Consider the following 22,919-nt stretch of genomic DNA (forward strand, 5'->3'; position numbering starts at 1 on the left):
CCCATGCGAGAGTAGGGAACTGCCAGGCATCAGATAAAGCAGAAGGCCATCCTGACGGATGGCCTTTTTGCGTTTACATAGCTTAACCCCCCCTCTGAAGTGACCCTTTTCCGTTCGGTTTCCCCATTTTTGATACCAATATTCGCATTAAAAAAACGCACCAGTCCGACACTGGTGTTATCTGCTCGTTGCAATGCGTGTTCAGGTGAAAAAACAGGCTCGCCTTCCGCGCCGCGCTAAAAAGTCCACTACCCACACCAGTCTTTTTTAATCAGTACCGGCAATCAATCCGGGGCAAAACGTTTTTAGCCAACCGTTTCACTGCACAAAATAGTTAAAATCGCTAAATCCACTGTAATAGAAGCCCGAATTATTCCTTCCGGTTATGCCATAATTAACTGGAGTATAAAATTATATATACCATATAAATCATAATGTTATGCAAAACCACCATCACTTAGTTTACTTTCTTTGGCATTAAAGCTGGCGAGGAAGCACTCACGAGGATTTTAAATGGACGCTATTACCGAAAAGCAGCAGGGAAGCACGCTGTCTGCACGGCAACGAATCTGGGCGATTGTGGGAGCATCGTCCGGCAACCTGGTTGAATGGTTTGATTTTTACGTTTACTCATTCTGCTCGCTCTATTTTGCTCATATCTTTTTTCCCTCGGGAAATCCAACTACCCAGCTGTTACAGACGGCCGGTATTTTCGCCGCTGGGTTTTTGATGCGGCCAATCGGCGGCTGGCTGTTTGGTTACATTGGTGATAAACACGGGCGAAAAACCTCAATGCTGATTTCCGTCTGCATGATGTGTTTTGGTTCACTGGTTATCGCCTGTCTGCCGGGCTATGACACGATTGGCGTATGGGCTCCGGCACTGCTGTTACTGGCGCGTTTGTTCCAGGGGCTGTCAGTAGGCGGCGAATATGGCACCAGTGCGACCTATATGAGTGAAGTGGCGGCAGAAGGGCGTAAGGGTTTTTACGCATCATTTCAGTATGTCACGCTGATCGGTGGCCAGCTAATGGCGTTACTGATGGTGGTCATGCTCCAGCAAATTCTTTCCGACCAGGAACTGCGCAGCTGGGGCTGGCGTATTCCATTTGCCTTAGGTGCGGCACTGGCAATCGTAGCTCTTTATCTACGTCGTTCACTGAATGAAACGTCAGATAGCACTTCGCGCGCGAGTAAAGATGCTGGATCGTTGATTGGGCTATGGAAGCATCGCCGCGCTTTCATTATGGTGCTGGGCTTTACAGCCGGTGGCTCACTCAGCTTTTATACCTTCACCACCTATATGCAGAAATACCTGGTTAACACTTCGGGTATGGATCATAAGACGGCCAGTGGTTTGATGACCGCAGCGCTGTTTGTATTTATGCTGCTGCAGCCTGTTATCGGCGGCTTATCGGATAAAATTGGTCGCCGGAGCTCTATGCTGATCTTTGGCGGGCTGGCTGCCGTATGTACGGTGCCAATTTTGACTCTGTTGCAGAGCGTACATAATCCAGTTATCGCTTTTGCTCTGGTGATGTTGGCGCTGGTAATAACCAGTTTTTATACCTCCATTAGCGGTATCCTGAAAGCCGAGATGTTTCCACCAGAAGTCAGGGCGCTGGGAGTAGGGTTGTCCTATGCGGTAGCCAATGCGCTGTTCGGTGGATCGGCGGAATACGCAGCCCTGTCGCTGAAGGCGGTGGGTAGCGAGACCACCTTCTTCTGGTATGTCTCCCTGATGGGTGCCGTGACTTTCCTGGTGTCACTGATGTTGCATAAACGAGGAAAGGGCCTCAGGCTGTAGCTAGTGACCAAGATTCCATAATGTATAGCCGGTGGCAGCACCGGCTACATCCCAGGCAAAATCCTTCCAGCTCCATCCGGTTCCCCCTTCCCGACTGTCGTACAGCTCCTTTGCCGCGCCGAGAGTAATGCCAAACGTCAGGCCAAAGCTGGCGCTGCGCCCTTCGCTCCAGTTTTGCCGTTCACCGTATGCATTGCCCGCCGCCGCCAGAAAGGCGGAAGAGATAAAATGCTGGGCTTTATCACGCCCGGTCCATTCATCCTGGGCCAGATGAGTGCAGCCGCTACAGCAAAGTAAAACCAGGAGCAAAAATATGCGCATCGTTGACTCCGGTTAAAAAAGCCCCGTAAAAACGGGGCTGTATAACAGGTCAGAAACTACAGAATACGACTAATCAGTCGGTCAATACGAATGCGCCGCAGACGACGGATCAGCTTGCGGACTTTAACAGGATAATCGGCAATGCTTTCCAGATCGCGGAAGTGCTGCACGACGGTAGTATGCTGGCGAATCAGACTCAGTTCGCGATCGTGTTGTTCACTTAGTTGCTGGAGTGGATCGTGGATCAGAATTGCATTTTCCAGATCGAGCCGCCATGCGCGTGGATTCAGGTTATTGCCGGTGACCATAATCCATTCGTCATCCACCCACAGCCCCTTGAGATGATAGCTGTTCTCGTCGTCTTTCCATAAACGCACGGTTAACTGCCCGACATCGATGTAATACTGCAGGCGGCTAAGAAAGCGGCGCAGATTGATTTCGTACAGATAGGGAAGCGCACCGATAATCTTAAATGGCTGAGCTTCAGGAATATAAAAATCATTCGCCGTCTTATCTCCAACGATAATCTCAACCTCTTTACCCTGCCGCAGCAGCCAGATAATGTTCCGAACCAGAATCGCTGGCAGATTGAAATAGGGGGTACAAATCGTCAGCTTGCGTTCAGCACAGGGCATCAGATGATAGATGGTTTTATTCAGCAGGCTGCGCTTACCCAACCCAACCAGCGGCGTGACCGCCAGCTGCTCATTGTTGGCGTTGCCGGTGAACTGATAGTCAAACCCACGCAGATCCTGGCGGAACTGGCGTGTTTCATTTTTAATTTCCGGGCTTTTAGGGCGCTGATGGCGATCGAGGCGATGAACCGCTTCGGCCTGGATCAGATTTTTGTCGATCCATCTGAACATCGTATCGGCCAGTTCGCGGTTAGTGATGAGCTGATAGCGGTCATAGCGGTATCGGTCGCGCTGATGAAGATAGACATCATTGAAGCTGGCACCGGTATACAGCACCGTATCATCGATAATTGAACCTTTCAGATGCAGTACGCCGAGCGCTTCGCGGGTATTGACTGGAATACCGTAAACAGGGATTGCGATATCCTCGTTCTGGCTGGCCATTTCACAGTACCAGTCGGCGTTCGTTGCCGAGGCTGCCGCGCCAATTCGACCGCGCTGAGCACGGTGCCAGTCAACCAGTACGCAGATATCCAGCGTGGGTCGCAGGCGTTTAGCCGCATAAAGCGCTGAGAGAATCGCCTGGCCGCCTTCATCATTTTCCAGATAGAGGGCCACGATGCAGATACGCCGTGTCGCCGTAGCGATTTTTTCCAGCAGCGTCTGGCGAAAATCCGCAGGAGAATACAGCGTGGCGAAATCAGCAACTGACTGAGAAAGTTTAGGCAGTTGCGCAAGGTGCTGTTGGTGTTTATTGCGTTTAAAATTTGACAACATCACAGTGCGTTTCTTCTCTGTTCATAGAATGGCCTTTATCCGTAAAATCATGACCCTAACCGAGAATAATACCATTAGTTTGTGCGAAAGGCGTTAGATTTACTTTTCATTGCCAGCTTCCTGTTCGCCCAGCGACAGCGACAAACCAACAATATCGTCTTCCAGCTGGACGTCCACGACAAAACCCAGTTTGCGTGCCAGCGCCAGCATGCCCTGATTACGCGGCATCGTTATGCCATTTAGCTGCTGCAGGCCGTGATCGCGGGTGTAGACGATCATTTTCTCCAGCAATCGTCGGCCAAGCCCAAGCCCTTTCAGGTCGGAACGCACCAGTACGGAAAATTCCGCATCGATATTATCCGCATCCGAAATAGCGCGGGTTACACCGATAATCTCATCCAGTCCGTTATGCTGGCGGACGGCAACAATCGCCATTTCCCGATCGTAGTCGATTTGCGTCATGTTAGCCAAATCGTCATGGGTGAACTCGTTGATCTCGCTGAAGTAGCGATAGTAAAGATCTTCTTTGGTAACCAGGGCGATAAACTGCTGTAGCAGAGGTTCATCCTCCGGCAGGATGGGCCTGAAGAGGCACTTTTGTCCATTTTTAAGGAAAATAGTTTCTTCCAGCGCGTGCGGATAGGGGCGGATGGTCAGACGATCTTCCGCATCTCCGTTGAATACCGCCAGCTGAAGCGTCACGTCCAGCAGGGTAAACTCGTCACCGGTGGCCAGTAGGGGATGAATATCCAGACGAACAATCTGCGGGCAGTCGATAATCAGGTTCGACACCTGCACCAGCACCTGACTGAGTCCAACAACGTCGAGTGGATGCAGCGCGCTGCGCCCGCGGATCTTGCCGCTTTTGATCGCCTGAATCACCAGGTAGCGGGCCAGCGTCATATTCAGCGGCGGTAGTGCTACCACCGCCTGACGGTCGCCCTGCCAGGTGATGCCCCCTTCACCCAGCATAATCACTGGGCCAAAAAGCGGGTCCTGCTCGACCACGATCCTCAGCTCCTGTGCCCCGGCGCGGTTCGCCATACTTTGCACCAGCAGGCCGTGAATGCGTGCCTGCGGCGAAGTCAGCCGGACGCGATCGATAATGGCATCCGCCGCCTGTTGAACCTCGGTGGAGGTACGCAGATACAGCATGACCCCCTGAACTTCAGACTTGTGGCGGATATCCGGTGAGCGCAGCTTCAGCGCCACCGGATAACCAATCTGCGTGGCGATATGCACCGCTTCGCTGCTGTCCCCGGCAATCCAGGTGGGCAGTGTATTCAGACCGTAGGCCTGAAGAATTGGCTGAACTTCATGTGTATCCAGCGTCGTAGCGCCATTTTCCAGTGCCTGCTGAATCAGTAAATGTGCATCGCTGGTATTGGCGGTGAGGTTCGCAGGCAGAGCCGGGGTTTCGCGCAGCTGTTTCTGGTTACGGCGATATTCAACCATATGCATAAAGGCCGTTACCGTCCCCTCCGGCGTGCGGTAGGTGGGGATACCGGCATCACTAAACAGCCGTCGGGCTTCCTGCGAGGAGTGCTCACCACACCAGTTGGTCAGCAGCGTTATCTGCCTGCCGCGCGGATGCTGTTTCATCAGTTCGATTACCCGCTGAGCTGTTAGCGTCGGTGGAGCAACGGCGCTGGGCGCATGAATAATCAGCAGCGCATCAACGTCATGGCTGTCGAGCAACAGCGACAGCGCCTGCAGATAGCGCTCAGGCGTGGCGTCATCTTTCAAATCCAGCGGATTACCCGGGGTAATCCCTTCAGGCAGGCGTTCGCCGAGTTCAGTAAGTAAAGACTCGCTCAGCGTTGCCAGCTTGCCGTTGCGATCGTACAGTTCGTCCAGCGCCAGCGCGGAAGGCGCGCCGCCGTTACTGACAATCATCAACCGCTCACCGCGCAGCGGGCGCATATGGCTAAGCGTTTCCACTGCGGAAAACAGTTCGTGAGTATCCTGCACGCGCAGCAGACCGGCGCGCTGAATGGCCGCATCCCATGCCGCATCCATCCCACCATGGGACTTCAGCAGCTGGTGGGCGTGAGGGCTGCGGCCACTTTTGATCACCAGAATCGGTTTATTGCGCGCTGCGCTGCGGGCGGCAGAAACAAAGCGGCGCGCATCGCTGAGATGCTCCAGATAGAGCAGAATTGCACTGGTTTTGCCATCGCGCGCGAGGAAGTCGAGCAGATCGTCAGCATCGATATCCAGACTGTCGCCCAGCGCGATAAACCAGGAAAAACCGAGCTGGCGCTGCTGCGCCCAGTCGAGAATCGTGTTTGACACCGCCGCCGACTGTGAGATAAAAGCCAGCTTGCCCTTAAGAATTGGCACCGGGGAGAAACTGGCATTCAGCCCCTGCCAGGGAGCCAGCAGACCAAGGCTGTTCGGGCCGAGCAGGCGGATTTGCCAGCGGCTGGCGCAGGCTTCCAGTTCGGCCAACTGGCTGGCTGGCGCGGAGAGAATAATGCAGGCTTTACAGCCGCGTTCGCCGAGTGCGGTCAGTAGTTCCAGATTGCGACGCGCGTGAGTACAGATAATGGCAAGATCCGGAGAGAGCGGCAGGCTGGCAATATCCGGCCAGGCCAGAACGCCACAAACCGCCTGATATTTTGGCGTCACCGGCAGTACCGGTCCGCTGAACCCGCCAGCCAGCAGATTACGCATCATCAGATATCCGGCACGCTCGGGCCGGGTGGAGGCACCGATCACGGCGATCGATTTCGGTCGCAATAGTGCTTCTAAACCGCGTTGGCTCATCTCCGCTCCCTTCGAGAAATTATCCGCTACCCTGCAGTAACGTATTTTGATTCTACTCCGGGCAGCGGGAAGATGCTGCGCTGCGTGTCAGTTAATTGATCGTGGGCAGAGTTTGTGGTTCTTCATCAACATTCTGAGCGGAAGCCTGATGCAGCGGATGATGAGGTTTTCCAGCCAGATAGCGCTGGCGGAACAGATCGAAATGGCGGAACAGCGCTTCACCGGCAGCGGTATCTCCGGCCTGTAGCAGCAGCTCCGCGGCGACTTCGGCGGTACAGTGCTGGCCCTCGCCGTGCGACTCGCGTAACAGATAGTTTGAAGGGTGGGTCAGCGTCAGGGACATTACCGGCAAATCGTCGAGCCACGGACTTTTGCGAAACATTTTCCGTGCTTCGGTCCAGGTACCGTCAAGCATAATAAATAGCGGTGGCTTACCGCTAAGTGGCGGAGTATTCAGCACCGGACGAGCGGCATCGGCGTAAGACTGAGGGAAAACCACCATTGGCTGGTAGTCAGGGTTCTGAACCGCCCGGAGCAGGTCGGGATCGGGCTCCGTGCGTGACCAGCCAAACGCTTCAGTATCCGGCAGGATATCGGCGATAAGCCGTCCAGTGTTGCTGGGTTTCATCGGTTCGCTGTCAAACATCACCAGACAGAAGCGGCTGCGGGCCTGCTGCGGCTCAAGCGTAGCGCACAGGCAGTTCTTCTGCGGCAGCAGGCAGCGCTGGCAGCGTTTGATGCGGTTACCGCGGGCAAGGAACGGGCGGGTGGCGCGGGCAAGCCGCGCGGCGCGCAGGCGAAGGACGGCGTTATCGGTCATCGGGTATCATCAGCAAAAAACGCTATTCTAGCGGATTCTGGCCGGGCGTGCCCGGCCTTGATGACGCAGTAGAGTGAAGACTGAATCCCTGGTCAGCAGTGCATCCTTTTTCAAACAGGATATCGACACAGGGCTAGATGTTTTCATCAAGCCACTGGTCGAACGGCGCTTTCGGCATCGCGCCGCTGAGCATATCTGCCATCTGGCCCTGTTTAAACACCATAATGGTAGGAATGCTGCGAATACGGAAGCGCGCGCTCAACTGCTGTTCTGCTTCGGTATTGACCTTCAGGAAGCGGACTTTACCGCTACGCTCTTTAGCTACGGTTTCATAAACCGGCGCGAAGTTAACGCAGGGTCCGCACCAGGGGGCCCAGAAATCAATCACTACCGGCAGATCGTCCTGCAGATATTTATCCAGCGTATCGGCAGTGGCATTAATCACCTGACCATCGAACAATGGGTCGCCGCAGCGGCCGCATTTCGCGCCATCGGTAATACGCTCTTCAGGCACGCGGTTGGTTGCCTGGCAGGATATACAAACTGTATTCATCTTTTACCTCGCAGATCGGCGATTGGGTAAGCGTTCACTTACCTCATTGATCATTATAGTTCGGCTATTATGCGGGGCGATAATCCTGGCAACAAAGAGATTTGTTCAATGGTTATAATAGGTCATGTCTCATACGCTTCAGGATGCAAAATACACGGCTGCGCGGGTGATATTTGCCGAACGTCGGCTTTTATTGGAAGTTGATAGCTAACTGTTGCCACATCAGGTAATCTGCGCGCTTCGCGCTCAGCCCAGGTGGAGGAAAAATGAACGACGAATCGAAAGGTAAAAGCAGCAAGGTTAAAGTGATGTATGTCCGCAGTGATGATGAAGGCGGCGGCAGCAAGGGTGGATATAATCCTCGCACCGGTAAAGGCCCTCGTCAGGATGACGCGCGGCGTCCATCTCGTCATGCTGACAGTAAGCCACGCGGCGGGCGCGATCGCAGCGAAGGGCGTTCTGACTCTCCGTGGCGCACCGTTTCCCGCGCACCAAATACCACGCCTGATGCGGATAAACCGGATCACGGCGGTATCAGCGGTAAAAGCTTTATTGATCCGGAACAGCTGCGCCGTCAGCGCATGGAAGAGACTCGCGTGTATGGCGAAAATGCCTGCCAGGCTCTGTTCCAGAGCCGTCCGGAGTGCATCGTACGCGCCTGGTTTGTGCAGAGCGTAACGCCACGCTTCCGTGATGCATTAAAGTGGATGGCGGCAAATCGCAAGGCGTATCACACCGTTGATGAAGCCGAGCTGCAGAAAGCCTCCGGCACCGAACACCACGGCGGCGTCTGCTTCCTGATTAAGAAGCGCGTCGGCACGCCGGCGAGCGAATGGCTGGCGAAAGCCGATGAAAAAGATTGTGTGCTGGCGCTGGAAGGCATCGGTAACCCGCATAATCTTGGCGGCATTATGCGCAGCTGCGCGCACTTCGGCGCAAAAGGCGTGCTGGTGGACGACGCGGCACTGCTGGAATCCGGTGCGGCAGTGCGAACCGCAGAAGGCGGCGCTGAGCATGTGCAGGCTATCACCGACGAGAGCTTTGCCGCGGGTCTGGATGCATTCCGCCGCGCAGGCTACACCATCGTTACCACGTCCAGCCATAAAGGGACTTCCCTGTCGCAGGCAGAACTGCCGGCGAAAATGGTACTGGTTCTCGGTCAGGAGCGTGATGGTTTATCAGACAGCACCTTCCAGCAGGGCGATCTGAGCGTATCGATCGGTGGAACGGGCAACGTGGAAAGTCTGAACGTTTCCGTGGCAACCGGTATTCTGCTCGCTGAATGGTGGCGTCAGAACAAGGCGTAATACCATAAAAAAGGCGGATTTCGCATCCGCCCTTGAAATATAGCCGAAGGCGGCCGGTTTACCGGCCGCCTTTTTTAATGCGCGCCGCCGCTGCCGCCTCCGGCACCGAACGGAGGACGGGCAAACCACACCAGTACCAGTAGGATCAGGAACACCCCGGCAGAAGCCCAGAAAATCTCATTGGCGGAGATAATTAGCCCCTGATTAGTGATCTGCTGCGCCAGATAAGCTGATGCCTGATCGTGGCTCATCCCTAACTGTTCCAGCTTGCTGTACATCTCCTGAGTATTGGCGCTGTAGGGCGTTACGGACTCGGTAAGATGGGCATGGTGCAGCGATTCACGATCGGTCCACATAGTCGTGGTGATGGATGTACCAATCGAACCGGCCAGCGTACGGGTAAAGTTAGACAGGCTTGATGCCGCCGCCAGCCTCTCCGGCGGCAGGCCGGATAAGGTTATCGTGGTGAGCGGCATAAAGAAGCAGGCCACGGCAAAGCCCTGAATAAACTGCGGCCACGCCGATGCGGCAAAATCCATTCCCGGCTCGAAGGTGTACGCGCGCCAGTAAAAACAGATCGCGTAAACAATAAAGCTGAAGGTCACCAGCCGTCGCATATCCAGCTTATGGGCGAAGCGGCCGATAATTGGCGACAGAATAACCGGAATGATCCCGACCGGAGCTGACGCCAGCCCTGCCCATGTTGCGGTATAGCCATACACCTCCTGCAACAGCTGCGGCAGCAGGACGATCGAGCCAAAATAGAGCATATAGGCAAGGCTGATCGACAGGCACCCTATGGTGAAATTGCGCGATTTAAATAGCGACAGATCCACAATCGGATGATCGTCGGTCAGTTCCCAGACCAGCAGCACCACGATCGCGACCACGGCGACCACCGCTAGCGTAATGATCTCCGGGGAACTAAACCAGTCCAGCTCCTTACCGCGGTCCAGCATTACCTGCAGACAGCCGACGCCGACAACCAGCAGCACCAGACCGACAGTATCAATCGGCCGGATCACTGTTGGCGTCTCACGATTGCGCAATGTTTGCAGCGTCAGAATCACTACCGCAACGCCAATCGGCACGTTGATAAAGAAGATCCAGCCCCAGTGATAGTTATCGCTGATCCAGCCGCCCAGAATTGGGCCGCAGATCGGCGCGACGATCACCGTCATCGCCCACAGCGATAGCGCAATACTGCGTTTCGCCGGGGGATAGTTACTGAGCAGCAGGCTCTGCGACAGCGGAATGAGCGGACCGGCCACGATCCCCTGAATCACGCGGAAGAAGATCAGCATGCTCAGGCTTTCCGACATGCCACACAGCCACGAGGCGATGGCAAACGCCACTGTTGACCACAGGAACAGTTTCACTTCGCCGACGCGCTTCGCCAGCCAGCCGGTAATCGGGATCGAAATAGCGTTCGCCACACCAAACGAGGTAATAACCCACGTTCCCTGGGAGTTTGATGCCCCCAGATTACCGGCAATCGTTGGAATGGCCACGTTTGCAATGGTGGAATCCAGAACCTGCATAAACGTAGCCAGCGACAGCGCGATGGTCATCAGGACCAGTGGCGCGCCCTCAAGCGGTTTTTGTGCCATCACAACCTCCCGCAGGCTTAGTTGGCATTCGCGCGGATGATATCGGCAATCAGGGCGTTAGCCGGGGCCAGATCCAGCGCCAGCGCATCACTTTCGTAAGCAGGTTTACTGCGCACGCTGGTGGCCAGAACTGCACCGTCACGATTGCTGGTATCAATTTTCACCAGTGTTGACAGGCCGATACGCAGCGGATGCTTCGCCACTTCCTGCGCATCCAGTTCGATACGCACCGGCAGGCGCTGAACCACTTTGATCCAGTTGCCGGTGGCATTCTGCGCTGGCAGCAGTGAGAACACGCTGCCGGTACCCATATCCAGGCCGACGACCTTGCCGTGATAGACCACATCATCGCCATAAATATCGCTAACAACGGTAGCGGACTGGCCAATACGTACGCCTTCCAGCTGGGTCTCTTTAAAGTTAGCGTCCACCCACAGATTATCGGCAGGCACCACGGCCAGCAGCGGTGTCGAGCTGGTGATCTGAGAACCCACCTGTACGCTGCGGCGTGAAACATAACCGTTAATCGGGCTGATTACGGTGGTACGCTGCAGGGCCAGCCAGGCATCGCGCAGTTCGGCCGCGCTTTGCTTAACGGCGGGCTGATTTTCCAGCGAGGTATCCAGAATCATCGCCTGATTGGCATTGTACTGCTGGATGGCCACATCGAGCCGGGCCTGAGCAGTAGCCACGGCATCACGGGCGTGCTGAAGGTCTTCACGACCAATCAGATTGGCGGCGCCCAGCGGTTCACGGCGTTTTAAATCCGCCTGAGCCTGCACCAGCGCGGTTTTTTGTAGCGCGATGGTGGCCTGATACTGTTTACCGTTAATGATTTGCTGGTGGGTCTGCCGCACGCTGGTCGCGAGTGCCGTTTGCGCTTTCTCAAAGGCCTGCTCAGCATCGGTGCGATCGAGTGTGATCAGCACGTCGCCTTTTTTCACATAATCGGTGTCATCAAACCACACTTTATTGACGCTACCTGAGACTTGCGCCATCACCTGGGTCTGGTTACCGGCAACATAGGCGTCGTCCGTTTCCTGATAGTGACGTAATACCAGGAACCAGTAAGTCAGATAGGCCACCCCGATGATAACGAACAGTACAGCCAGAAAAATCAGCGCGCCTTTGCGCGTCTTTTTTTTATTTTTCGGCTGCTGCGGGTCCTGCGTGACCGCGTTTGCACTCATGTTTTTCTCCACGTTCTCTTGCCATTCAGGTTCGCCAGACATCCTGTCAGCAACAGCCTGAGTCTAAAATGCCAGCGGGGTTAGCGCTGGCATGAGTTTATTTTTGGATGCTTAAAGTAACGATTCCCCGATACGGGTGTGTCGCACAATATGCTATTAGTTGTTCAATTAACGAGAAAGTGAGGCGATAACCTGTTCTTCATCCATTTTATCAAGTCGATTTAATAACTTACGGATAATACCTTCCAGCTGGGATTTTTCGGAATCATTTAGCGATGACCACAGAAGCTGCAGGCTCTGATGCTGAGGTGGCAACAGCTGGCGCAGGAAATCATTACCTTTAGGCGTCAGATGCAGGTGAAGGCAGCGGCGATCGTTATCGCTCTCGCGGCGCTCAATCCATCCGCGTTTTTCCAGTTCGTCGGCAATACGGGTGGCGTTAGTGCGGGAAGATCCGAGAGCTGAACTCAGCTCAGAAGGTTGAATGCTGTGATCTTCCTGCGCATCCAGCGTGATCAATGCCATAAACAGCGTCTCGTTAATTCCCTGAGCCTTCAGCATTTTGTTGCGGTTTTCCAGTAGCTTGCTCTGCATATGCATACACAAACGGGTCAGCATGATCTCCTGCAACGGGAAATCTTTCTGACGATTCGCTCGAAAATTAAGCATCTGTTCAATGGGAGAAAACGAACTTTCCATTATAAAGGGACCTCATTAATTGAAACTGGTGTCGTAACGATGATGGCATTTGAGAAAGATCGCTTTCCCGGTTAGTGGCTGTTCACAAAGCCGAACTCATCATCAGTAATTTCCAGGTCACTCCATAACCCAGGGCGCTGAACAGCGTTGATAAAACAATGCTGCGCGAAAAATAGAACGTCATACACAGCACGGCGAAGCCGAGCAGCGTGGGTATCAATCGGTCAGGATGCCGCAAAATATCAGGCAGGCTGGAGACAATCAGCAGGGCGCAGATAGAGGCGATGCCGATACTGTCTAACAGCAGGCCGGTCACGCCACGTTGGATGCTGGTGGTCCTGTTTCTGCCGTGCAGGCGCAGTGGTAAATAGCGAAACAGGAAGTTCACCAGGCCTACCAGTACACTGAGTATAAGAATTTGTGAGCTCACTGGCGCTCCCTGCCGCCCGGCGGCGGTAGCAGGCCAGCAAGGCAGCCGGCAACAATGCCGCTGAGTATGGCAACCGGAATAGAGAACAGCATCATGCCGGCCAGCGCTCCCGCCAGCGCGGCGATAACGGTAAAGCTCTGTCGGCGCTGGAACGAAGCCAGCAAAAAGCTCAGGAACAGCGCGGGCAGCATAAAGGTCAGTGCGCCTTCAACGGCGGGGTAATCATCCAAAAAGCCATTACCGGACCATGCCCCCGCGACGGTGCCGGCAACCCACGACAGCCAGGAGCAGAAGGCAATACCCAGCATCCAGTTTTCGCTCCAGCCCCGCTTATCGCGGTAGAGTTTTGCAGTCGCTGCAGCGAACACTTCATCGGTCAGGCCAAATGCCCAAAAAGGCGTTTTACGCGGATTCAGCTTCTGAGTGATGCGCTGACGCAGAGAAGGGCCGTAAAGAACGTGCCGCACATCCATCGCCATTACGGTCAGTGCCGCGATCCACAGGGAAGCTCCGGCGCTGAGCAGTGCGGTTATCACAAACTGGCTGGCTCCTGCATAGATAATGCAGGAAAAGAAGATGGCCTCTAACGGCGTAAAGCCCAGCTTTGTCGCATTCAGGCCAAACGCAAAGGCAACCGGCACGTAGCCAATAACAATTGGCAGGCTGTCGATAACACCTTCGCGCCAGCTGGAAGGAGGCAGATCTGCACTTTCCGAAAGATAATTATGTTCAGCTGTCATAACCCGTATCGCTTGTGGTGCTGAATAATTGCATGTGAAAAAATAACCAGCTTGAATAAATTGCGCTTAACATTACCAGAGTGTGAAATCTGTTAACAGGCCGTCATACCTGAAAAAACTTCATTTTTGGCTCAAAAAATCAGCCTGAAGCTGACTCATGCTTAGAGTTTCGCCACCAGTTGAATAGATTAACGACGGTTAACAGAACACCGCTTACGCAAACGCCATACCAGCCCGCCATCTGATAGGCCGAGGCGGAAAGCAGAGAGCCTGCGGCGCCGCCGATAAAATAGCAGGTCATATAACCCGAGGTCAGGCGGTTACGCGCTTCCGGCATATGGCGATAGATCACGCTCTGGTTAGTGATATGCACGCCCTGCACCGCCAGATCGAGCAGCAAAATGCCGATTATCAGTGCAATAAGTGAGTGAGCGCCAACTGCTGTGATCCCCCACGACAGCAGCAGGAGTATCAGCCCCACGCTGGTGGTCAGCCGGGCTTTGCCTTTATCCGCTAATGCGCCGGCCTGGCGTGCAGCCAACGCACCTGCCGCACCGACCAGCCCCAGCAGGCCGATTTCGCCCTCGGAATAGCCCCACTCGGGTGAAGAGAGCAGGAATGCCATTGACGTCCAGAGCACGCTGAAGTTGGCAAAAATCAGACAGCCGGTAAGTGCCCGGGTGCGCAGAATGGGGTGCTGAGCAAACAGTGAGAAAATTGAACCCAGCAGCTGACCGTAGTTCAGCGAAACCGATTGCTTATAGCGCGGCAGATAGCACCACAGAGCCAGAGACATACAGACCATCAGCACGCTGGCGACCCAGTATACGGTACGCCAGCCGCCCAGTTGTGCGAGCCCGCCAGCAACGGTTCGCGCCAGCAGTATCCCCAGCAGCAGCCCGCTCATCACCGTGCCGACAACCCGTCCCCGTTTTTCCGGTGCGGCCAGCGTAGCGGCCAGAGGAACGAGGATTTGCGCCACCACGGAAAACAACCCGGTGAGTACGGTACCCAGCAGCATCAGCGGCAGCGTGGGGGAGAGCGCGGTAATTACCATCCCGCCTGCCGCCAGCAGACTCATGGTGACAATTAAACCACGGCGCTCCAGCATATCGCCCAGCGGCACCAGCAACAACAACCCGGCGGCGTAGCCAAGCTGAGCGGTGGTGACGATAAAACCGGCCTGATGGAAAGAGAGATCGAACGCCTGGGCAATGGTTGCCAGCAGTGGTTGAACATAATAATTACAGGCAACGGACAAACCGGTAGCGACAGACATTAGCGCAACCAGCGCCGGATTCAGTCCGGTATGGGGGGATTTCATAGCAGGCAGAACAAGAGTAAGAAATATCTCATAGACTAATAGTAACCTAAAAAACTATTTCACTCACAGAATAATTAACAGGACAAACCCGTTCGCACGGGCCTTTCTGACGGGCGGATTTTGCCACCGGTGCGGGCTTTTACAGCCAGGGATGATGGCGCTATCGAGAATAGCGATCCTCCCTGGCTGGTGCCATTAAATAACAGGGTGTAAGCACACCTGTTTTAGTTCCACACACATTTTGAGACTTCCGGTTTCTCTGCCATCAGTCGGTATTCTTCCGGCGTCAGGCTATTCAGGGGTTCATGAGGCCGTTCGCTGTTGTATTCCGTCAGCCAGTTTTCTGTGATTTTCCTTGCTTCATTCAGGGTTCTGAACAGATAAAAATTGAGTATTTCTGTCCGGTACGTCCGGTTAAAACGTTCGATGAAGGCATTCTGCGCTGGTTTTCCTGGTTTGATAAATTCCAGCATCACACCATGCTCTTCAGCCCACTGCGCCAGAGTCAGCGAGATTAGCTCCGGGCCATTGTCCATCCGCAGTTTCAGCGGATAACCACGGTTTGCCACGATCCTGTCCAGGACTCTGACCACCCGCTATGCCGGGATATTCAGATCGATTTCTATTGCGGGAGTTTCGCGGTTAAAGTCATCCACCACATTTGAAGGTCCGAAAGCATCTGCCGCAGACCAGCGCATCATGCATAAAATCTATCGGCCAGCTCTGGTTAAGTGCTTCCGGCGTCGCCAGCGGAGCCGGATTGCGCACCGGCACACGTTGCTTTCCCTTACGACGAAAGTTCAGTTTCAGCAGGCAGTCAATCCGGTGAACTCTTTTATGGTTCCGGATATTGCCCTGTCTGCGAAGTACCTGAAAAAGCTTTTTAAATCCATATCGCGGATAGCGTTCAGCCGCCACGGTCAGTGCCATAATCACCGGCTCATCACGTCGCGTATCCGGCTGATAACGAAATACTGTCCTGCTCAGCGATAACGTCCTGCATGCCTGACGTATGCTCATCGTAAATTACGCCGTCAGATAGCTGACAGGCCCACGTTTTATCGCTGGTATTAAAGCTTTTTTCAATAATGTCTTTTAATGCCCGATTCTCAGGACTCAGATCGGCAGACATCTGTTTCAGGCGGCGATTTTCCGCCTCCGGATCTTTCATCTTTTTGATATCAGAGGCCTCCATTTCGCCATATTTTGCTTTCCAGTTGTAGTAGCTGGCTTCGGAAATACCGGCTTCGCGTCAGACATCCCTGACGGTACGTCCGGCTTCGACGGACTTCAGAACGGCGATGATCTGGTGTTCGTTGAAGCGGGCTTTACGCATGGCGATCTCCTCAGGGGACATAATCAGTATGTCGGAAGATCTCTAAAAGTGAATGGTTCGTTTTGCGGGGATGCTTACAAGATGGGTTGTATTGCTGAGGTCAGCATGCAATAGCGCAATGTCGCTAACAATATGAGTTCACCGTTCGCTTACGATTGAATTGACCATTTTTGAGATCCCTAACCATAGATAGTAGCTTGGCACACTCTCAGATGGCGGGGCTTAACGAGCGATTACGGGTGACCGCAAGGATTGCTGTTTAGTCAGAAGGAGAGTGATCTGATCCTGCGGGGTAAGAGTTCGATTTATTCAACAAAGCCCAAACACCCGTCAATATCGCCATTTCCAATCGTTGAGTTCCGTTTGCGGGGGATGGCCGTTATCCCCCATTTCTGCCGAATCTGCTCACGGATTTTCTCACTGCCATAATCCCGATCAATGACATGCTCGGCATCTGGCAACCTCTCAAGTAATTCTGGGGCTGATTTGCACATACCAGGAAAACAGATTTGGCGATATTGATACCAACAACTCTGTCCTTATTCATGTGATGTTACTCCCAGATTGATGTAGTCAGTAAAAGTATCCCACCGGCTACGGAGGAGAGAGGGCCCATCACATCAATCTTAGAAAGTGTAGCGAAGACCTGCCAGAATATCGTGGTATCGGGCTTTAGCACTGCCTGTTGCGTGAATAGCTTCATTATCAACAGGATCGTACAAAGTCATTGTTCCAGACACACTACCTGCATCCAGGAAACGATACGCTAAATCTACAGACCAATTTTTATCAAAATCATAAGCCACACCAGCGCCGATTGACCAGGCAAAGCGCGCTTTGCTCTTCGAAAGAGGTAGCCACTCATCAAACCAGGTTTCCTCAGTAATACTATCATGCGCAGTAAAGCGCCCACCTGACTGAAGACGGTTATGTGCCAAACCCACGCCTAATGAAAGGTAAGGACGCCATGGAGTAGCAGTATCAATATCATAGTAACTGTTTACCATCCAGGTCTGGGTACTAACACCAGCTTTACCGTTGGATAGGGCATATGTACCATCCACAAAATCAAAATGTTGCCGAGATGAGGCTGGACGTGAATCACTGTTCGAACTACCGTTAGCACGAGCAATAAATTCTACTTCCAGGCGAAGTGGTACATTAAATTGTGGATTGAAATCAAACCCCGTAGCAACACCACCTGCGAGAACTGCTTTTGTTTTAGTGCCTAAGTTTTGCCTGAGTGAAAAACTAGGTTCCTTATTATCATAATCAACAAGATCAGTAGAAACATGCCGATTAGACTGTTGCTGGATACTGGTCCCTAACTTACCTTGGAGATAAAACCCTGATACATCGTTCGCCTGAGCAGAAAATGCTACAACACTACTTAATACAGAAATAATAGACTTTTTTTTCATCCGTAAACTCTCATTGATAAAGTATTATTAACCGAAAAATATATAGTTAATTAAAGGAATTCAAACCGATATAGCATCAAACTTGAGACAGAAATAACAGAAAAGCTAATGCATCTCTGGCTTGAATATTTAGAAGATTTCCTAACTGCGCGATTGAAATCAGCGTTTTGACGTCACACCAACGGTACTCATCACTGAGAGGTGAAATGTCACAGTTAACTAAGACGTAACGGACTGAACTTTGAAAAAAGCGCCCGCCTTCATCAGAGTGAAAATTATCATAAAGAATCTGCGCATTGCGCATTTTTCCGGTGTTGGAGGCCAGTGCACACACCAGCTGATTCTGCAGTTTGTCTGAAGGCTTATCTCCGCCAGAAATTTGGACCGTTGGGCCAATTTCCACAAAATCCAGAATGCCCGGCTCAACACAAGTTCTGAACAAAGCCTGAAGTGCGCCTTCGCGTTCACGCACTGCCAGGACAACAAGTCCAACCGCTTTGGGTTTCACCATGAGTTGATCCCAGAAATCGACTTCTCTGCCGACCGCGTCTACGCGAACACCGATAACCTCGTGCCCGGAACCATCAATGCGATGGAGCTTGTCTTGCTGCCGGCACCAGCCCATCAGATCACACAGAGGAACGCGAGTTGCCGAAAACGCGATTCTGGAACGATGATGTCCGAGCCATTCTTGAATTCGATCAGCTTCGGCGGCCAGAGATGATGTATTTAGGCTTTTCCAGAACGGACCTAAAGCAAGAATTGTTCGCAGATCTGAGTGGATCAAATTGCTTACCGATAGGTGCCTAATAAGATCATTGATTTCCACCCAACGAAACCCAACAGGTGGCTCAAAGTAAGGCACTTCGACTATCATCGATTGATTGCGTTTTTGCCAAAAGACGCTGCCGTGCTCGGATTGAACAGTGTCGAGCAATACCACGCACGGAGCTCGAAAAAGTTCAAGAAAGAGAACTGGCTTACCACCGTGAGCTCGGACCTGGTTGCTTCGTGTTGCCTGTACGGTAGGTGAAATCTGACAGCCGTGGATAGTTCCCGGTTCTGCTTTGGCCTGGACCAGGGCAAACAAACCCAGGCTAGATCTCGCAACTGCAAGGCCAAGAAGTCCGACCTCCGGCTGATCGATCATTGCGCTGGCGGTAGAGCGTTCCTCACCGTAAAAACCGTGCGTGACACCAACCACCGAGAAGAACTTTCCGCTCGAGTGACTATAGGCAGGGCTTAACTCTGACGTTTCCCACTGCCTGACTTCGGAAAGAGGGATCCGCGTTGCCGTTGCAGAAGACCATTCTCTGGCTGCCAGCCGCCAACTCTGCAATTCGAAAAATGCGTCAGCCCTGGAAACCCGAGCAAAGTGATGATGAGGTCGTGAATTCATTAACCAGGGCCGAACGAGAACGTGACGTTGGGCACAAATTTAAGCCATGATCCACCCTGTGCACGGAAAGCGGATTCTCGAGCAATGATCTCTTCCTCGTGATTCCAGGCGAAGAGCAGGTAAATGTCGGGATAATCCCCAATACTTTGAGGAAACGGCTCAATTGGTATGCCTGTTCCGGGAGTTAATTTCCCTTGTTTCTCGGGAGTCGTGTCGTATATGACCGGGAGGAGGTTGCGATCGATCCCACAGTAGTTTAAAACAGTTGAGCTTTTTGCGGTTGCTGCGTATCCGGCAACAGTCTTACCAGCAGAAGCCAATTCACGCAGAATTTTCGGCAATTCGGATCGGCGAACCTCAACGGTTTCCGCAAATTCCTCCAAACGCTGAACAGAATGAAGGCCAGCCTTACGTTCATTTTCTATAAAGTCCACAACCGAGCGTGACTGTGTTTGGTGTTGACGTCCGACTGTATACCGAAGTTGTCCCCCATGGGTTTCCAAGTGTTCAACGTCGATCAGTTTCATGCCAAACTTTCGGGCAATCAAATCTATACTAGTTGCACTGAAATAGTAGATATGCTCGTCATAGATCTGATCAAAGGCACAATTCGTAACGATATCGCCCAGGTAAGGATCCTCGAAAATAAAGCGGCCATCTTCAGTAAGAAGCAAATCAACCCCTTTGAAGACTGATGTGAGATCAGAAATGTGGCAAAGTGTGTTCGCTGCATAAATTACAGTAGCCGGCCTGACCGATTCCAATATTTCGGCAGCAGTATCAGTGTTGAACCAACCGGTCTTGGCATTAACTCCACGATCCACGGCTTCCGCAACGAGATTGGAAGCTGGATCAATGCCGAGATGCATAAAACCCAACTTGGCAAATGGTTCAAGAAAGGTGCCATCATTACAGCCAAACTCTACAATAAATGGCACTGAGTCAGCGTGCCTTTCGAAGTCGAGTATTTCAAGAGCCATTTCACGGAAATGCTGCTGCATCCGTTGGGACGAAGAAGTTCGAAATGGGTAGTCCGAATTAAACATCATTTCGGGGGGCACTTCGTCAATGAGTTGCACCAGTTGACACGATTCACACACGCCGACTTTCAACTCAAACATTAACTCAGGCGATTGGTCGTCAGGACGGCGATATGAATCAGCCCGGGGATGCTTACCTAGATCAATAAATTGATGGAGACGAAGACCGCAAATTCTGCAATTTGGTTGACGATTGGAGCAGTTTGTATTTAGTAAGCTGTGCATAAGTGTTTTAACAGTCTTCTTTGCTGAAATTTTTCAATTAGCTTTGCAGCCCATTTCGCAGGTAGAGGCTCAACCAGGCTGCAAAGCGATTAGTGGAGGCTCACTTCGTCAAAGGCAACAGCTTGACGATTTTCGTCTCAGTCAGCGTTTTAATAGCAACGATTTCGCCTTGCGCATTCGCCATTGGTACAAGCCCGCTCTGGCTATAAACAGAACCAACTGGAGGAACCTGGTTTACGGTTGCTCGCATGTGAGCTGCATCCGGGTTGTGCAGAATCCCCATCGGTGTTTCAACAGCCAAATGAATGAATTGCTGGCTTCGAACAGACTCTGGCCCGAACTCTATTCCAAGAGGAATTTCCAAACGACCAATCGAAGGCTTGAGATCGGCATTAAAAGAAGTACCCACACCGAGAGCGACAGTTTGGCCGGGGAAAAGGACTTTGCTGATCGTCTCAGTTCGGTAGTTCTTAATTTCCAGGTCTAGCCGAATGGTACCGTTCATGCTAAAGACCGGATCATGAACAAGGATCTCGAACTCAGCTTCAGGGAATTCGAACCGCTCGCGCAGGGCATTAGGATCGTCATGCTTTGTTCCGACAACCACTTCAATAGTTGTCTGCGACGTAGCTTTGTAGCCGCGCGAACCATCTGGGAATGTGTGTCGCGGCTCCATTCTCAGCAAGATTTCGCTTGCGCGGTTACGGAGAGCCTTCCAGGGAGTTGCGATTTCATTTGGGAGTGCAGGACCTGCCTCCTCTAACATCATATCTGCAAGTTTTATCATAAGTTTTTCTTTCACTTTGTTGGGTTTTTTGTGGATTTAGTCGATTTGTTGAATAAAGCAGAGTTAACTGGCAAGACAGTATCCGGTTCACCCGTTATGCGATCCGCCTGCTGATCAAAAACACATTTTATCAATTAGTACTGTCGTGATTGCCATACCGGTGAAGCGGCCAGCCACGTTCCTCAGTCTGTGAGCTGTCAGTCCATGCAGCGATGGCCGACTCATCAAGCCATAAGGTCAGGGAGTCGTGTTGCCTTGGCGCTTTTTTGTATGCGGGCCAGTTAGTGATTTTAAACTTTTGCTTTGCCATGGTGACCTGATGTTGAAACGAATATAGCGATCAGATCTGCCAATCATCTATAAAGTTCGATTTATTCAACAAAGCTGATTTAGCAGCGTTTTAATATTAGTGCTACGAATCGCGCCATGTCTAGGTGCCGAGACAGCCAATCTTCTGGCATAACTGAGATGGGAAATGGCGTGGTCATGCCAGGGTGAATATTTATATTATTCGAATTTGTTATGGAAAGAAGGGGTATTAACATAAAACGGAACACTCAGAACCAGGAGTTGATGAAATGAGGATTAAATATCGTTAGAAATAGCTGAAAACTTCGAAGGAATATTTGTCGATAGCAAAGTGTCAATTTTATGGCATAGCTGAGACGGAAAATGGCGCGGTCATGCCATGGTGAATATTTGTATTCTTCAAATTTATTACGAAAAGAAGGGGTATTAACATAAAACGGAACATTCAGAAGCCAGGAGTCGATGAAGTTAGGATAAAATATCGTTAGAAATAGGTGAGAAAGCTGAGGAAATATTCGTCGATGGCAAAGCGCCTAATTCAAAGCCAGGGGAACGTCAAAAGTCAGCTTTTTACGCTTTTTCCGGACACCTGAGCTATTCCTTCTGGCAGCACCATCTGGTTTTTCTGAAGTTTTAATAATTTTTTATATATCAGTGCCTTGCTGTGCAACTATCTGAGCCTGAGAGACTATGGCGCACAGGTCGGTGAAGCGATGGTGATGGTCAAAGTGCTGATGCCGGGTAGCATCCGGATCGCATAACGAGTGAACCGGATACTGTCTTGCCAGTTAACTCTGATTAATAAATAACTGGGTAGAAATATACTTCTATATAAAGAGTACAAGTTAGATTTATACACTGAATTTAACAAAGTTAGAGGCGCCATCCAATTTTTTTTTCTACTGTTAAATTTAATTTAAAAATTGGAATTGAAATTAAATTTTTTTTGTGCTTAAAATTTTGAACTAACAAGGGAGTTTGAGACTGCAAGCAAGCTAAAAAACGGGCTTTTCAATTTAATTAGGAGAGTAAGGAAATGCCGAATAACAACTTTACGAGTCTTTTTTCCGTTCTTCACGTGAATGATTTCGACGAAGCCGTTGAATGGTACGCCAAATGGCTTGGGCGCAAGCCGGATGTTACACCTGATGAGGGAATCGCCGAATGGCAGCTGGCAGAAAATGCCTGGATTCAAGTTTCGCTTGCTCCTGATCCAAGCCTTGCAGGTAAATCATTTGTAGTTTGCGGGGTCCACAATATCGAAGCACAGAGGGCCGTTTGTCAAGACGCTGGTGTTACCGCGAGCGAAACACAGGACCTGGGATTCATAAAGCTTGCGCAAGTCAGCGATCCAGCAGGAAACACCGTGATGTTCGTCCAGGAAATGTAGAGCAGTCTTGATTAGCGAAATGAATTCTTAG

General features: G+C 51.9%; 18 protein-coding genes and 4 pseudogenes. 4 read left to right on the plus strand and 18 right to left on the minus strand.

Annotated features, from left to right (window positions below; all coding sequences use genetic code 11):
- The first annotated feature begins 513 nt into the window (after nucleotides 1-513).
- On the plus strand, nucleotides 514-1,806 hold the full coding sequence (locus AC07U6_RS19915) for an MFS transporter (RefSeq protein WP_494763593.1): 1,293 nt from the start codon (nucleotides 514-516) through the stop codon (nucleotides 1,804-1,806).
- On the opposite strand, the gene AC07U6_RS19920 is transcribed toward AC07U6_RS19915, so the two are convergent.
- From AC07U6_RS19920 to trxC, 5 genes are all read right to left on the minus strand, one after another.
- Nucleotides 1,807-2,127, minus strand: a complete 321-nt coding sequence (locus AC07U6_RS19920) for a YfiM family lipoprotein (protein ID WP_494763592.1) — start codon at nucleotides 2,125-2,127, stop codon at nucleotides 1,807-1,809. It abuts the gene before it with no gap.
- Nucleotides 2,128-2,183: 56 nt separating this feature from the next.
- On the minus strand, nucleotides 2,184-3,539 hold the full coding sequence (pssA, locus tag AC07U6_RS19925; RefSeq protein ID WP_494764537.1) for a CDP-diacylglycerol--serine O-phosphatidyltransferase: 1,356 nt from the start codon (nucleotides 3,537-3,539) through the stop codon (nucleotides 2,184-2,186).
- 99 nt (nucleotides 3,540-3,638) lie between these two features.
- Entirely contained in the window at nucleotides 3,639-6,308 is a 2,670-nt protein-coding gene (locus AC07U6_RS19930; protein ID WP_494763591.1) for a bifunctional acetate--CoA ligase family protein/GNAT family N-acetyltransferase, read from the minus strand.
- 91 nt (nucleotides 6,309-6,399) lie between these two features.
- A complete protein-coding gene (locus tag AC07U6_RS19935; RefSeq protein WP_494763590.1) occupies nucleotides 6,400-7,128 on the minus strand; it encodes a tRNA-uridine aminocarboxypropyltransferase in 729 nt (242 codons plus the stop codon).
- Nucleotides 7,129-7,261: 133 nt separating this feature from the next.
- The gene (gene trxC, locus AC07U6_RS19940; protein WP_494763589.1) at nucleotides 7,262-7,681 is read right to left on the minus strand and encodes a thioredoxin TrxC; all 420 of its coding nucleotides are present in this window, start codon (nucleotides 7,679-7,681) and stop codon (nucleotides 7,262-7,264) included.
- Nucleotides 7,682-7,947: 266 nt separating this feature from the next.
- Between trxC and AC07U6_RS19945 the strand changes: the two genes are divergently transcribed.
- On the plus strand, nucleotides 7,948-8,988 hold the full coding sequence (locus tag AC07U6_RS19945; protein WP_494763588.1) for a tRNA/rRNA methyltransferase: 1,041 nt from the start codon (nucleotides 7,948-7,950) through the stop codon (nucleotides 8,986-8,988).
- Between the two features lie 74 nt (nucleotides 8,989-9,062).
- Here the strand turns inward: AC07U6_RS19945 and emrB are convergent, their stop codons facing one another.
- The 13 genes and pseudogenes from emrB to AC07U6_RS20010 form a co-directional block, all read right to left on the minus strand.
- Complete coding sequence (emrB, locus tag AC07U6_RS19950) at nucleotides 9,063-10,601, minus strand: multidrug efflux MFS transporter permease subunit EmrB (protein ID WP_494763587.1); 1,539 nt, start codon at nucleotides 10,599-10,601, stop codon at nucleotides 9,063-9,065.
- Between the two features lie 14 nt (nucleotides 10,602-10,615).
- The gene (emrA, locus tag AC07U6_RS19955; protein WP_494763586.1) at nucleotides 10,616-11,788 is read right to left on the minus strand and encodes a multidrug efflux MFS transporter periplasmic adaptor subunit EmrA; all 1,173 of its coding nucleotides are present in this window, start codon (nucleotides 11,786-11,788) and stop codon (nucleotides 10,616-10,618) included.
- Nucleotides 11,789-11,956: 168 nt separating this feature from the next.
- The gene (mprA, locus tag AC07U6_RS19960) at nucleotides 11,957-12,487 is read right to left on the minus strand and encodes a transcriptional repressor MprA (protein WP_105593133.1); all 531 of its coding nucleotides are present in this window, start codon (nucleotides 12,485-12,487) and stop codon (nucleotides 11,957-11,959) included.
- Nucleotides 12,488-12,569: 82 nt separating this feature from the next.
- Entirely contained in the window at nucleotides 12,570-12,917 is a 348-nt protein-coding gene (gene ygaH, locus AC07U6_RS19965; protein WP_494763585.1) for an L-valine transporter subunit YgaH, read from the minus strand.
- Entirely contained in the window at nucleotides 12,914-13,657 is a 744-nt protein-coding gene (locus AC07U6_RS19970; RefSeq protein ID WP_494763584.1) for an AzlC family ABC transporter permease, read from the minus strand. Before AC07U6_RS19970 ends, ygaH begins: the two co-directional genes overlap by 4 nt.
- 139 nt (nucleotides 13,658-13,796) lie before the next feature.
- Nucleotides 13,797-14,981 (minus strand): MFS transporter, encoded by a 1,185-nt coding sequence (locus tag AC07U6_RS19975; RefSeq protein ID WP_494763583.1) that lies wholly within the window; start codon nucleotides 14,979-14,981, stop codon nucleotides 13,797-13,799.
- 224 nt (nucleotides 14,982-15,205) lie between these two features.
- Nucleotides 15,206-16,317: pseudogene (locus AC07U6_RS19980) on the minus strand (IS3 family transposase).
- A gap of 320 nt (nucleotides 16,318-16,637) precedes the next feature.
- Nucleotides 16,638-16,805: pseudogene (locus AC07U6_RS19985) on the minus strand (IS5/IS1182 family transposase); the annotation flags it as partial.
- A 138-nt stretch (nucleotides 16,806-16,943) separates the two neighbouring features.
- The gene (locus AC07U6_RS19990) at nucleotides 16,944-17,738 is read right to left on the minus strand and encodes an outer membrane protein (protein ID WP_494763582.1); all 795 of its coding nucleotides are present in this window, start codon (nucleotides 17,736-17,738) and stop codon (nucleotides 16,944-16,946) included.
- Between the two features lie 76 nt (nucleotides 17,739-17,814).
- Complete coding sequence (locus AC07U6_RS19995; protein WP_494763581.1) at nucleotides 17,815-19,137, minus strand: NDP-hexose 2,3-dehydratase family protein; 1,323 nt, start codon at nucleotides 19,135-19,137, stop codon at nucleotides 17,815-17,817.
- Nucleotides 19,137-20,402, minus strand: a complete 1,266-nt coding sequence (locus tag AC07U6_RS20000; RefSeq protein WP_494763580.1) for a methyltransferase domain-containing protein — start codon at nucleotides 20,400-20,402, stop codon at nucleotides 19,137-19,139. Before AC07U6_RS20000 ends, AC07U6_RS19995 begins: the two co-directional genes overlap by 1 nt.
- A 100-nt stretch (nucleotides 20,403-20,502) precedes the next feature.
- Nucleotides 20,503-21,204, minus strand: a complete 702-nt coding sequence (locus tag AC07U6_RS20005) for a hypothetical protein (RefSeq protein ID WP_494763579.1) — start codon at nucleotides 21,202-21,204, stop codon at nucleotides 20,503-20,505.
- Between the two features lie 102 nt (nucleotides 21,205-21,306).
- A pseudogene (locus tag AC07U6_RS20010) lies at nucleotides 21,307-21,499 on the minus strand (transposase); the annotation flags it as partial.
- Nucleotides 21,500-22,157: 658 nt separating this feature from the next.
- Here AC07U6_RS20010 and AC07U6_RS20015 point away from each other — a divergent pair.
- Together AC07U6_RS20015 and AC07U6_RS20020 are read left to right on the plus strand one after the other, a co-directional pair.
- A pseudogene (locus tag AC07U6_RS20015) lies at nucleotides 22,158-22,259 on the plus strand (IS5/IS1182 family transposase); the annotation flags it as partial.
- 275 nt (nucleotides 22,260-22,534) lie between these two features.
- Nucleotides 22,535-22,888, plus strand: a complete 354-nt coding sequence (locus AC07U6_RS20020) for a VOC family protein (RefSeq protein ID WP_494763578.1) — start codon at nucleotides 22,535-22,537, stop codon at nucleotides 22,886-22,888.
- Nucleotides 22,889-22,919: the final 31 nt, after the last annotated feature.

Source organism: Erwinia sp. GW821-FHT03D09, from assembly GCF_059420805.1.